This window comes from Lutibacter sp., assembly GCF_030692605.1.
Lineage (GTDB): Bacteria > Bacteroidota > Bacteroidia > Flavobacteriales > Flavobacteriaceae > Lutibacter.
On record NZ_JAUYUD010000118.1, the window covers coordinates 41,397 to 54,608 of the forward strand.

Here is a 13,212-nt window from a genome sequence, read left to right on the forward strand (position 1 = left end):
TAGTATTGAGTAATTAGAAAATAAGATGCACAAAATTGAAGATTTAATAATATGGCAAAAATCAATGGAACTTACTAAGTTAGTTTATAAGATTGTTGCAGAGTTACCATCTGATGAAAAATATGGGTTAGTTTCTCAAATCAAAAGAAGTTCTATTTCAATACCTTCTAATATAGCTGAAGGTGCTGGAAGAAATTCAAACAAAGAATTTAAACATTTTTTGAGTATTGCAAATGGGTCAGGTTATGAACTCCAAACACAATTAATTTTAACTACTGAATTAAATCTAATTTCTAGAGATAAAATTCAACAAGTTTTAGATTTAATAGTAGAAGTTCAAAAAATGAATTACTCATTTCAAAAAAGTATAGAAAATAAAATCTCAATACTCAAATCTAAAATCTAAAATCTATTTTAAAATGAAAACAGCATATATAGTACAAGGATATAGAACAGCAGTTGGGAAAGCCCCAAAAGGAGTTTTTAGGTTTAAAAGACCTGATGAATTGGCCGCTGAAACAATTGAACATCTATTAAAGGATTTTCCTCAATTAGATAAAAAAAGAATAGATGATGTAATTGTTGGAAACGCCATGCCAGAAGCCGAACAAGGACTAAATATGGGACGATTAATTTCATTAATGGGATTAAAAATTGATGATGTGGCAGGTATGACGGTTAATCGTTATTGTGCTTCTGGTATAGAAACAATTAGTATAGCTACAGCCAAAATCCAATCGGGAATGGCAGATTGCATTATTGCAGGAGGTGTCGAAAGTATGAGTTATATTCCAATGGGTGGTTACAGACCAGTTCCAAATTATAAGTCTGCCAAAGAAGGGCACGAAGATTATTACTGGGGAATGGGATTAACGGCCGAAGCTGTTGCAAAACAATTCAACATTTCTCGTGAAGATCAAGATGAATTTTCTTTCAAATCACATATGAAAGCACTACAAGCCCAAGCTGATAATAAATTTGATGTTGATATAGTTCCTATAACTGTTGAGAATATATTTTTAGACGAAAACGGTAAAAAACAAACTAAAAATTATACAGTTTCAGTTGATGAAGGTCCAAGAAAAGGAACTTCAATAGAAGCGCTGGCAAAATTGCGTCCTGTTTTTGCTTTAGACGGAACCGTAACAGCAGGGAACTCATCACAAATGAGTGATGGTGCGGCTTTTGTACTAATTATGAGCGAAGAAATGGTGAAAGAATTAAATCTTGAACCAATTGCCAGATTGGTGTCATTTGCAGCAGTGGGTGTTGAACCACGTATTATGGGAATTGGCCCTGTTAAGGCAATTCCAAAAGCTTTAAAACAAGCAAATTTAACGCTGAACGACATTGATTTAATTGAATTAAATGAGGCTTTTGCCTCTCAGTCATTAGCAGTAATGAGAGAGTTAAATATCAACCAAGATATTGTAAATGTAAATGGTGGAGCAATTTCATTAGGTCACCCGCTTGGTTGTACTGGAGCCAAATTATCTGTTCAATTATTTAATGAAATGCGAAGAAGAAAAAGCAAGTACGGTATTGTTACTATGTGTGTTGGAACAGGACAAGGAGCTGCTGGAGTTTATGAATTTTTAAAATAAGATTTCTTTAAAACCTTCCTTGAAAAGGTTTGAAAAATATACAATAAATTAAAAGTTAAACATTAAAACCTACTTTCCTCTGGTAGTTAAATTCCCTTCAAGGGTTAAAAGAGGGCTAAAAAATGGAAAACAATATTAAAGGTGGCGAATTCTTAATTAAAGAAACCGAAAGCGGATCAATTTTTATCCCAGAAGATTTTAATGAAGAGCAATTAATGATGAAAGAGGCTATTCAAGATTTTATCGATCGAGAAGTTTGGCCATTTAAAGATCGACTTGAGAAAAAAGATTACAAGTTTACAGAAGAAATAATGACCAAAGCTGGAGAAATGGGATTCTTAGGAGTTTCAGTTCCAACAGAATATGGCGGAATGGGAATGGGTTTTGTATCATCAATGTTAGTTTGTGATTATATTTCTGGCGCATCTGGTTCTATTTCAACGGCATATGGAGCACATACAGGTATTGGAACAATGCCCATTTTATTTTACGGAACAGAAACACAAAAACAACAATACATTCCAAAATTAGCAAGTGGAGAGTGGTTTGGCGCTTATTGTTTAACAGAACCTGGAGCTGGTAGCGATGCAAATTCTGGTAAAACAAAAGCAGTACTTTCTGAAGATGGAAAATACTATTCAATTACAGGTCAAAAAATGTGGATTAGCAATGCTGGTTTTTGCAGTTTAATGATCGTTTTTGCACGTATTGAAAACGATAAAAACATTACCGCTTTTATTTTAGAATACGACGGTAACCAACCTAATGGAGTAACTTTAGGCGAAGAAGAAAATAAATTAGGAATTAGGTCTTCATCAACGCGTCAAGTATTCTTCAATGAAACAAAAATTCCAGTCGAAAATATGTTGGCAAAAAGAGGAGATGGATTTAAAATAGCATTAAACTCTTTAAATGTTGGAAGAATCAAACTTAGTGTTGCTTGTTTAGAGGCTGGCAGAAGAACAATTACCGAATCGATTAAATATGCAAACGAGAGAATTCAATTTAATACTCCAATTGCTCAATTTGGAGCTATAAAATACAAAATTGCAGAAATGGCTACAAAAATATACAGTAGTGAATCTGCAAACTATAGAGCTGCAAGAGATATTCAAAATAAAATCAATGCTTTACAAACAGAAGGATTATCGCATCAAGAAGCAGAATTAAAAGGTATTGAAGAGTTTGCAATTGAATGTGCGCTATTAAAAGTATTTGGTTCGGAAGCAATTCAATATGTGGCCGATGAAGGAATTCAAATATTTGGTGGAATGGGGTTCTCAGAAGATACACCAATGGAATCTGCGTGGCGCGATGCCCGTATTGCAAGAATCTATGAAGGTACCAATGAAATTAACCGATTGCTTTCTGTTAGTATGCTTTTAAAAAGAGCCATGCAAGGGGAAATTGATTTAATGGGCCCTGCAATGGAAGTGGGTAATAGTTTGCTCGGTATTCCTTCTTTTGAAACACCAGATTATGAAGTGTTATTTTCGGAAGAAAAAGATATTATTGCAAAACTTAAAAAAGCATTTTTAATGGTTACTGGAAAAGCGGTTCAAACCTATGGTATGGAATTAGCATCTCAACAACAATTAGTAATGTCTGCAGCAGAAATGATGATTGAAATTTATATGGCAGAATCCGCTATTTTAAGAACAGAGAAACTAATTTCAAAAACTTCAAAAGAAACATGTTTACCTCAAATTGCAATGGCGCAACTTAACTTATTCAATGCTGTAGAAAAAGTGAATTCTAAGGGACGAGAAGCAATCTTTTCTTTTGCTGAAGGAGATGAGCAGCGTGTTATGTTAATGGGCCTAAAACGATTTACAAAATACACAAACAACCCAAATCCAATTAAGTTGCGTAAAGTAATTTCAGAAAAAATTACTTCAGAAAATAAGTATTGTTTCTAATACCATTTTAAATAATAGTAAAAAATGTTGTAGCCTTTAAAGGTTACAACATTTTTTTTTGTAACTTTATGTGTCAATTAGCAGCCAAATAAATTACCCCATTAATTTAATTATATAATTTTAATTTATGAAAAATAATATTGGAATTTGGTTAGATACTTCCCAGGCATTTGTAATCAATAAATTAGGGGATATTAAAACAATTGCTTCAGAAATCGAATTTCGAGAACGTGAAGCTGGTGAATCAAAAAAATTTGGAAGGTTTGGAAATCAATATATGACCTATGAAAAAAATAGAGAAAATAAACGAATTAATCTGACAAATCTATATTTTAAAAAAATAGTAGCAGAAATTGAAGAATGCGAATCTGTAATTCTTTTTGGCCCATCTCTTATTAAAAATCAATTAGGAAAAGAAATAGTGAATAACAAACGTTTAGAGCCAAAACTAAAAGGTATTTTCAATGCTGAATTACTCACTCAAAACCAATTAGTTGCTTGGGTAAAAGACTATTATAAACCAAAAGCATATTAAAACTATACATTATAAATAAATTGTATATTTATCCCAATCTAATATTTTTTGAATGAAATTTCATGTTTTATCGATAGCTCTCACCTTGTTAATAGGCACTTTAAGTTTTGGTCAAAATTCAAATATCGACCATTTTAAAACTAATAAAGGTAACCTAACTATTCAGCCCATTTTACATGGAAGTGCTGTTTTAACCTACAAACAAAAAACCATTTATGTAGATCCATATGGAGGCTCAAAATTATATAAAGGCCTTGATGCTCCAGATATTATTTTAATTACAGATATTCATGGCGATCATTTACATCAATCTACTTTAGATTCTTTAGATATTTCTAACGCAATATTTATTGTGCCACAAGAAGTTGCAAAAAAGTTACCAGAAACGTACAAATCGAAAATTATTATTTTAAATAACGGGCAAGCTATTCATAGATTCAACTTTTTTATTAAGGCCATTCCAATGTATAATTTACCTGAAACTGAAGATTCTCGTCATCCAAAGGGTCGTGGCAATGGGTATGTTATTGACATAGATAGTGAAAAACGAGTTTATTTTTCAGGTGATACAGAAGACATAGACGAAATGCGAATGTTACAAAATATTGATATTGCTTTTATTTGCATGAATTTACCTTTTACTATGAGTATTGATCAAGCAGCAAGTGCCGTATTGGAATTTCAACCTAAAATTGTATATCCTTATCACTACAGAGGAACAGAAGGTTTGAGTGATATTGAAGCGTTTAAAAAATTAATAACGTCTGAAAATAAGCAGATTGAGGTTCGATTAAAGAATTGGTATCCTAAAGATTAATTTTTTAATAACTCTTTCCCAACCATACATTTTAAGCATTGCTGTTTAGTACAGTATTCGTTTTTTAATTGCAATAAGGCTTGTGTTTCAAAAGCAGATTTTACAGTTACTCCTATTTTTTCAAAATTGGATACAATGGTGTTTTTCTCAGGTTTTAACGTTTCTATAATTTCTAAAATAGCACCTGCATCATCAACTCCTCTCTGTTTCAAATACATTAATTTTATAGGTAGAATTGTATTAATAATAATCAAATCTATAAATGACTTAGATAATTTTTTAACTGTTTTTTTAGATTCCTTTTCAAAGGTAAAATGGTTTTCCCAAAAATCACTGGTTCTAATATTAAAAATGGTATAAAAATCTTCTCCATTTTTTGCTTCCATTAATTTTGAAAACAAGTTTTGATGTAAATGATACAACATGGCTAACTGAGCTAACCTTATGGTTGGAAAATTACTTGGTCTTAACCTAAAAAATTGAATTTGCGAACCAACAATTGAATGCAACAAAAATTTTGTCTTTAAATAATGATATTCCTTTTGTAACAAATTATAATATTCTGATTCCTTTTTATTTGATAACATTCCAGCTTGACCAAAAAGTAATGCCTCAAATTCTACTAAATTTGATGAAACCTTACGAACAATTGAAAAATCGGTTGAATTGGCAAGTTGAAAAAATGCTTCCGCATTAATTTTTAATCCAAAATTTTTAGCTAATAATATAAAAAGTGTTTCTTCCCAATTTGAATTCGAATTATCAAAAATAATTTTGACTTCCTTTTCTTTGAGCTCCAAACGCTCAAAATACATCCGCTCCAACCAATTATACAAAACTAAATTATCAATTTCCTTTATACTTTTTTCGCAGTTAATCCACTCTTTTTTCTTTTCAAAAAGAATTTGATAATTTGTTAATACCCTTGGTAAAATAAAATGTTTTAATTCAATGGTTGGAATTGACTTATTGGATGTATTAAATATTTCCATATCATTTTCCCAAACTACATGCAAAATTACAGCATCATAATTTGAATCGGCCTCATGGGAATGTGCGTACCAATCTGAAGATTTCACATGAATTTCTACATTTCCAGCCCAAAGTTGCCCATTTATTCTAATTTTTGCATTTAAAAAATCGGGGCCAGCATTGGTATTTTCTAAACCGACTGATACAATTTCGATTAATTCACTTTTAGAACCACATAATTTAGTAATTGAAAACAACTTAAGTTTCCAAATAAATTGAAGTAAACTTTCTTTCATAGCATTATTTGTAAATTAAAGGTACAAAAACGTAATAAATAAAAAAAATTCGCATTAAAATTCTTTATTTTTAAGTAATTTTGTAAAATAAATTTATATTGAAAATGAATGTAATTGAAAGTTTAAATTGGAGATATGCCACAAAAAAATTTGATCCTTTAAAAAAAATATCATCTGCCAAAATTGAACTTTTAAAAGAGGCCTTCAATTTAACACCAACTTCTTTTGGATTACAACCTATAAAAATGATTGTTGTTCAAAATGAAGAACTTCAAGAAAAATTTGTTGCACATTCTTATTTTCAAAGACAAGTTGCTGACGCTTCGCATGTACTAATTTTGTGTATTGAAAAAGATACCACATCCAAAGATATTAATGCTTATTTTGATTTAGAAAAGAAAGTTAGAGAAATTGATGAAGATGTAGTTGCTACTTTTAGAAAGCAATTGATTGAAATGTATGAAAACAAAAGTTTACAGGAAAAACAACAATCGGCCATTTTTCAAACTTATATTGCTTTGGGTAATTTAATGACTGTTTGTGCGTTAGAAAAAATAGATGCTTGTCCAATAGAAGGATTTATTCCAAGTAAAATAGATGAACTTCTTCAATTAAATAAAATAAATTTGCAATCTGTTTTGATGTTACCTATTGGTTACAGAGCTGAAGATGACATTATGAGTACTATGAAAAAAGTAAGAAAATCTATAAAAGAAACTATAATAGAAATAAAAGAATAAATAATAAACTTAATTATGAGTAAAGAAATAAGATCTCTAGAACCTAAAGCCCTGTGGAATAATTTTGCCGATTTAAATTCAGTTCCAAGAGGTTCAAAAAAAGAAGAAGGTGTTGTCCAATTTATGGTAGATTTTGGAAAAAATCTAAACCTTGAAACAGTTGTTGACCCTGTTGGAAACGTTATTATCAAAAAACCTGCTACTAAGGGAATGGAAACACGCAAAACCGTTGTGCTTCAATCTCATTTAGATATGGTTCATCAAAAAAATGCAGACACCCATTTTGATTTTGATAAAGAAGGAATTAAAATGGTTATTGACGGTGAATGGGTAAAAGCAGAAGGAACTACTTTAGGAGCAGATAATGGATTAGGCGTAGCTGCAATTATGAGTGTTCTAGCTTCAAAAGAGCTTATTCACCCTGCAATTGAAGCACTATTTACTATAGATGAGGAGACGGGAATGACTGGAGCAAAAGGTCTTCAATCTGGTTATTTAGTTGGAGAAATTTTATTAAACCTGGATACAGAAGATGATTCTGAAATAGACATAGGTTGTGCTGGTGGTATAGATATTTCAGCAAAAAATGGTTATAATGAAGTAAGTTCTCCATCTAATGGAACTGGATATATTATTGCTGTAAAAGGCTTGAACGGCGGGCATTCTGGTATGGATATTCACAAAGGTTTAGGGAATGCTAATAAAATTATGAATCGTTTAATGTATGAAACTCAGGAGTATATGAGGGTTTCTGAAATTGATGGAGGAGGTTTACGAAATGCAATACCAAGAGAAAGTTTTGCCAAAATAGCCGTTTATAATTCTCAAAAAGATGCATTTTTAAAAAGATTTAATAATGTTTCAAAAGACATTAAAAAAGAGTTGAAATCTGTTGATTCAAACTTAAATATTTCATTAGAAGAAATTACAATTCCAAAAAGAGTTATGACCCTTATTAGTCAAACTACATTATTAAATACTTTGTATGCTACTCTTCATGGGGTATACAGGATGAGTAATGATATGAAAGATTTAGTTGAAACTTCAAATAATTTAGCTCGTGTTATTGTAAAAGATGAGGGCATTGAAATTATGTGTTTAACACGTTCATCTGTTGAATCTTCGAAAATGGATTTGGCAAATACATTAACTTCAACTTATGAAATGGCTGGATATAAAGTAGAACTATTTGGGTCATATCCAGGATGGAAGCCAAACATAAATTCTCCAATATTAGGATTGTTAAAAGACACGTACGAAAAACTATTTAAAATAAAACCAAGTGTTGTTGCATGCCACGCAGGTTTAGAATGTGGTATTTTAGGTACAAATTATCCTGAAATGGATATGATTTCTTTTGGACCTACAATTACGGGTGCTCATTCTCCAGATGAAAAAGCAAACATAAAATCTACTCAAAAATTTTGGTTATATCTAGTTACAATTCTAGAAAATATTCCATTTAAAAAGTAATTTAAAAAGAAAGAGGACGCTTAAGCCCCTCTTTCTTTTTTATCTCTTTGTTAACATTATTAGCTTTCAAAAACCATAAATAATTGTATTTTTACACCGTTAAAAAAACGAGTAATTAATATATGGGAAAAATTATTGCTATTGCCAACCAAAAAGGTGGCGTAGGTAAAACTACATCTACAATAAATTTAGCTGCTGCTTTAGGTGTTCTAGAACAAAAAGTACTTTTAATAGACGCAGATCCTCAGGCAAATGCTTCATCTGGATTAGGAATTATTGTTGAAGAAGTAGAAATAGGCACCTATCAACTTTTAGAACATGCAGTTGATGCTAAAGATGCAGTTGTAGCTACCAATGCACCAAATGTTTCTATAATTCCAGCTCATATAGATTTAGTTGCAATTGAAATAGAATTAGTAGATAAGGATAAAAGAGAATACAAATTAAAAGAAACATTGGCCACAATTAAAGATGATTATGACTACATCTTAATAGACTGTGCTCCTTCGTTAGGTTTAATTACTTTAAATGCTTTAGTTGCTGCGGATTCTGTAATTATCCCTATTCAATGTGAATATTTTGCGTTAGAAGGTTTAGGTAAATTATTGAATACTATAAAATCAGTTCAAAAAATTCACAATCCAGAATTGGATATTGAAGGGTTGTTGTTAACCATGTACGATTCCCGTTTAAGATTATCGAATCAAGTGGTTGAAGAGGTAAAAAAACACTTTCAGAATATGGTATTTGATACAATCATTCAAAGAAATGTTCGTTTAAGTGAGGCACCAAGTTATGGTGAAAGTATTATATCTTATGACGCTACAAGCAAAGGAGCCGTAAATTATATTAATTTAGCACACGAAATTTTAAAAAATAATAGTACCGATGGCAAAAGCGTTTAAAAAACAAGCAATGGGAAGAGGCTTATCTGCATTATTAAACGATTCTAGTTCAGATATTTTATCTGCAAATGATAAAAATGCTGATAAATTGGTTGGTTCAATTCTTGAAATAGATATTGATGCTATTGATGTAAACCCTTTTCAACCAAGAACTTATTTTAATGAAGAAGCATTACGAGAACTTGCAAGTTCTATAAAAGAATTAGGGGTAATCCAGCCAATTACAATTAGAAAATTAGAAGGAAATAAATTTCAATTAGTTTCTGGTGAACGCAGATTTAGAGCGTCAAAATTAATTGGAAAGAAAACGATTCCTGCTTATATTAGAATTGCCAACGATCAAGAAATGCTTGAAATGGCTTTGGTTGAAAATATTCAAAGAAAAGATTTAGACCCAATTGAAATTGCGCTTTGTTACCAACGCTTAATCGATGAAATAGACTTAACCCAAGAAGATATGAGTCTACGAGTTGGTAAAAAACGTTCTACCATTAGCAACTACCTACGTTTACTAAAATTAGACCCAATTATCCAAACTGGTATGAGAGATGGATTTTTATCTATGGGACATGGAAGAGCTTTAATTAATATTGAAAATTCTGAAGACCAGTTAAGAATTTACGAAAACATTATAAAGCAAAAATTATCTGTCAGGGAAACTGAAAACTTGGTAAAAAATTTAAAGGAAGGTACAACTACCAAAATAAAAAAAATTACATCAACTTTTGAATTGCCTGAGTTTATTGCGAAAGAATTAAAAAGCATAAATGAATTTATTGGTCAAAAAGTTGAAGTTAAATTAACTGCAAAAAATAAAGGAAAACTAATTATTCCATTTTATTCAGAAGAAGATTTTAATCGAATAAAAAAACTGCTTCAATAGTGATAAAAAAAAGAATTTATATTTTTATGGTAGTAGCGTTTGCTAATATTTTTATTGTTTTTTCTCAAAAAGAAGAAATAGTTAAAATAAAAGATACTGTAAAAAATAATAAAGAATTTAACGCTTTATCACCTTCAAAATCAGCCTTTTATTCAGCAATACTTCCTGGATTAGGACAAGCATACAATAAAAAATATTGGAAAATTCCATTCGTATATGGAGCATTAGGAACAAGTATTTATTTTTATAGTACAAATAATTCAAATTTTAATAGAGTTCGAAATGCTTATAAACTTCGTTTAAATGAAAAACCAGATGAATTTGATGGAAAAGATGGGAATATATTTTTATCAAAAGACGCACTTGTTAGAGCCCAAAAATCATTTAAAAAAGATAAAGATTTATCACTGTTGGTCACAGCTGCATTTTACGTATTGCAAATTTTAGAAGCAAGTACAAATGCTCATTTATTACAACACGATATTGATGATAACATTTCATTTAAACCAAATTTAACACGAGATTTCAAAACTAATAAAACAGTAGTTGGTGCCTCTCTAAATTTTAATTTTTAAAAATATATTAAACCTTTCATTAAAGTAATATATCGGTTTAAAATAAAATTAAACAAATGAATATAGCATTATTAGGATATGGTAGAATGGGTAAAACAATTGAACAAATTGCTTTGCAACGTGGACATAAAATTGTTTTAAAAGTAGATGAAAATACCCATGAATATGACATTAGGATTGCAGACTGTGCCATAGACTTTAGTATTCCAACGGTAGCTTATTCCAATATTTCAAATTGTCTACTTAACAAAATTCCTGTTGTAAGTGGAACTACAGGTTGGTTAAATCAATATATAGATGCCACAAATTTATGTAAAGTAGAACAAGGTGCTTTTATTTATGCATCAAATTTTAGTGTTGGTGTAAACATATTTTTTGAACTCAATGCGTATTTAGCCAAAATGATGAAAAATCTCAATTCATATAATGTTTCAATTGAAGAAATTCATCATGTAAATAAATTAGATGCTCCAAGTGGAACCGCAATTACATTAGCTGAAGGGGTTATTGCAAATAATGCTGCTAAAAGTTGGGCACTTGATGTAACAAAAAACGAAAACGAAATACCTATAACGTCAAAGAGAATTCCTGATGTTCCTGGCACTCATACTGTTGATTATTATTCAGAAGTTGATTCAATTTCAATTAAACATGTGGCTCATAACAGAAATGGCTTTGCTTTAGGAGCCGTTCTTGCCGCAGAATGGTTGGTAGGCAAAAAAGGGATTTATACAATGAAAGATGTTTTAGGTATCAATAAAAATTTATAATTATGACAATGACTGAATGGTTCATATTTTTTATAGTAATTCAAGTAATACATTTTTTAGGAACTTGGAAATTATATGAAAAAGCAGGTAGAAAATGGTGGGAAGCGTTAATCCCAATCTACAATGGAATTATTTTAATGAAAATAATTAAAAGACCTTTTTGGTGGATAATTTTGTTATTTATACCTATTATAAACCTTTTAATGTTTCCTGTAATATGGGTAGAAACTGTTAAAAGTTTTGGAAAGGTCTCTAGGTTAGACTCCATTTTAGCAGTTCTTACATTGGGGTTGTATACATTTGTTTTAAATTATTCTAAGGATAATGCTTATAACGGAGAACGGGACTTAAAATCAAAAACAGAGCTTGGTGAATGGGTTAGCTCTATTGTTTTTGCTGTAATAGCAGCAACAATTGTTCATACTTATATAATGCAACCCTACACAATTCCAACAAGTTCTTTGGAAAAATCGTTGTTAATTGGTGACTTTTTATTTGTTAGTAAATTTCATTATGGAGCCAGAACTCCAATGACCACCATTGCTGCACCGATGGTACACGATTCATTACCTTTTACTAAAACCAGATCCTATTTTAAAAAACCACAATTACCATATTTTAGAATCCCTGGGTTTCAGAAAATAAAAAGAAATGAAATTGTAGTTTTTAGCTGGCCTACAGATACTGTACGATTCTTTTTTGATAAATCTAATATTCACGTTGACAAACCAATAGACAAAAAATCTAATTATGTAAAACGATGTGTTGGTATTGCAGGAGATTCATTGGAAATTAAAGATGGTTATATTTATATTAATGGTGATTTATCTATTTTACCAGATAGAGCAAAAATACAATACACTCATAAAGTTGTTACCACTGCAGCACTTAGTGCTTCTACATTAGCACGATACAATGTTACAGAAGGAGGCTATTATAGTGATTTTTACATTTTAAATTTAACCGACGAAAATGCGCTAAAACTTAAAAGTAATCCATTAGTTAAAAGCATAACAAAAGAAATTAGTCCAAAAGGCGAATATAATGCATCTGTTTTTCCGCATAACGAACAATTTGCTTGGTCTGCAGATAATTTTGGTCCAATTTATATTCCAGAAGCTGGTAAAACCGTTGCTTTAAACGCTCAGTCAATACCTTTTTATAAAAGAATTATTGAGGAATACGAAAAAAATAACTTAACCATTAATGGTAATGATATTTTTATAAACGGAAAATTAGAAACAACGTATACCTTTAAACAAGATTACTACTGGATGATGGGTGATAACAGACATAATTCTGAAGATGCTCGTTATTGGGGATTTGTTCCTTTCGATCACGTAGTTGGAAAACCAGTTTTTATATGGTTTAGTTGGAACACCAGCGGACAAGGAATTGCAAATAAAGTAAGATGGGAGCGGTTATTTACTACCGTTCATGGCACTGGAACACCCGTTTCTTATTTCTATTACTTTATAGGTGTTTTAGCACTTTGGTTTGGTTATAGTATCTATAGAAAACGAAAAAACGCTGAATAGTATTTATCTTCCTGCCTAATTAGGAAGATAATAATTATATAATAAAACCCGTTGTGCATTTATAAAAACAGGAATAAAAGTTGTTCATTGACTATATAAAGTCGTATATTTATTTGTATATCAAGCAATTAAATATATGAACAACTTTAAATCAAATTACGACAAAATTTTAGAAATATTAAAAA

13 protein-coding genes are annotated in these 13,212 nt (G+C 30.5%); 12 read left to right on the top strand and 1 reads right to left on the bottom strand.

What is annotated here, in order from left to right; translation table 11 throughout:
• Positions 1 to 25 precede the first annotated feature (25 nt).
• The 5 genes from Q8S45_RS12895 (at position 26) to Q8S45_RS12915 (ending at position 4,875) form a co-directional block, all read left to right on the top strand.
• Positions 26 to 406 (top strand): four helix bundle protein, encoded by a 381-nt coding sequence (locus Q8S45_RS12895; RefSeq protein ID WP_305605625.1) that lies wholly within the window; start codon positions 26 to 28, stop codon positions 404 to 406.
• 13 nt (positions 407 to 419) lie between these two features.
• Complete coding sequence (locus Q8S45_RS12900; protein ID WP_305605628.1) at positions 420 to 1,604, top strand: acetyl-CoA C-acyltransferase; 1,185 nt, start codon at positions 420 to 422, stop codon at positions 1,602 to 1,604.
• A 122-nt stretch (positions 1,605 to 1,726) separates the two neighbouring features.
• On the top strand, positions 1,727 to 3,523 hold the full coding sequence (locus Q8S45_RS12905; protein WP_305605631.1) for an acyl-CoA dehydrogenase family protein: 1,797 nt from the start codon (positions 1,727 to 1,729) through the stop codon (positions 3,521 to 3,523).
• Positions 3,524 to 3,650: 127 nt separating this feature from the next.
• Positions 3,651 to 4,058 carry a hypothetical protein gene (locus tag Q8S45_RS12910; RefSeq protein ID WP_305605635.1) on the top strand — a complete coding sequence of 136 codons (408 nt, stop codon included), beginning with the start codon at positions 3,651 to 3,653 and terminating at the stop codon, positions 4,056 to 4,058.
• Positions 4,059 to 4,110: 52 nt separating this feature from the next.
• Positions 4,111 to 4,875: an MBL fold metallo-hydrolase gene (locus tag Q8S45_RS12915; protein WP_305605637.1), complete on the top strand. Its 765-nt coding sequence runs from the start codon at positions 4,111 to 4,113 to the stop codon at positions 4,873 to 4,875.
• Here Q8S45_RS12915 and Q8S45_RS12920 read toward each other — a convergent pair.
• Entirely contained in the window at positions 4,872 to 6,143 is a 1,272-nt protein-coding gene (locus Q8S45_RS12920) for a DUF2851 family protein (protein WP_305605640.1), read from the bottom strand. The genes Q8S45_RS12915 and Q8S45_RS12920 overlap by 4 nt on opposite strands.
• Before the next feature lie 104 nt (positions 6,144 to 6,247).
• Here Q8S45_RS12920 and Q8S45_RS12925 point away from each other — a divergent pair, with 104 nt between their 5' ends.
• The 7 genes from Q8S45_RS12925 (at position 6,248) to lepB (ending at position 13,027) form a co-directional block, all read left to right on the top strand.
• On the top strand, positions 6,248 to 6,883 hold the full coding sequence (locus tag Q8S45_RS12925; protein WP_305605643.1) for an NAD(P)H-dependent oxidoreductase: 636 nt from the start codon (positions 6,248 to 6,250) through the stop codon (positions 6,881 to 6,883).
• A gap of 15 nt (positions 6,884 to 6,898) precedes the next feature.
• Positions 6,899 to 8,356: an aminoacyl-histidine dipeptidase gene (locus tag Q8S45_RS12930; RefSeq protein WP_305605646.1), complete on the top strand. Its 1,458-nt coding sequence runs from the start codon at positions 6,899 to 6,901 to the stop codon at positions 8,354 to 8,356.
• A gap of 122 nt (positions 8,357 to 8,478) precedes the next feature.
• Positions 8,479 to 9,261: a ParA family protein gene (locus tag Q8S45_RS12935; protein ID WP_305605649.1), complete on the top strand. Its 783-nt coding sequence runs from the start codon at positions 8,479 to 8,481 to the stop codon at positions 9,259 to 9,261.
• The gene (locus tag Q8S45_RS12940) at positions 9,245 to 10,144 is read left to right on the top strand and encodes a ParB/RepB/Spo0J family partition protein (RefSeq protein ID WP_305605652.1); all 900 of its coding nucleotides are present in this window, start codon (positions 9,245 to 9,247) and stop codon (positions 10,142 to 10,144) included. The genes Q8S45_RS12935 and Q8S45_RS12940 overlap by 17 nt, the downstream gene beginning before the upstream one ends.
• Before the next feature lie 26 nt (positions 10,145 to 10,170).
• Positions 10,171 to 10,719 (top strand): DUF5683 domain-containing protein, encoded by a 549-nt coding sequence (locus tag Q8S45_RS12945; RefSeq protein ID WP_305605655.1) that lies wholly within the window; start codon positions 10,171 to 10,173, stop codon positions 10,717 to 10,719.
• A 56-nt stretch (positions 10,720 to 10,775) separates the two neighbouring features.
• Positions 10,776 to 11,489 (top strand): 4-hydroxy-tetrahydrodipicolinate reductase, encoded by a 714-nt coding sequence (gene dapB / locus Q8S45_RS12950; protein ID WP_305605657.1) that lies wholly within the window; start codon positions 10,776 to 10,778, stop codon positions 11,487 to 11,489.
• A 2-nt stretch (positions 11,490 to 11,491) separates the two neighbouring features.
• Entirely contained in the window at positions 11,492 to 13,027 is a 1,536-nt protein-coding gene (lepB, locus tag Q8S45_RS12955; protein ID WP_305605660.1) for a signal peptidase I, read from the top strand.
• Positions 13,028 to 13,212 lie beyond the last annotated feature (185 nt).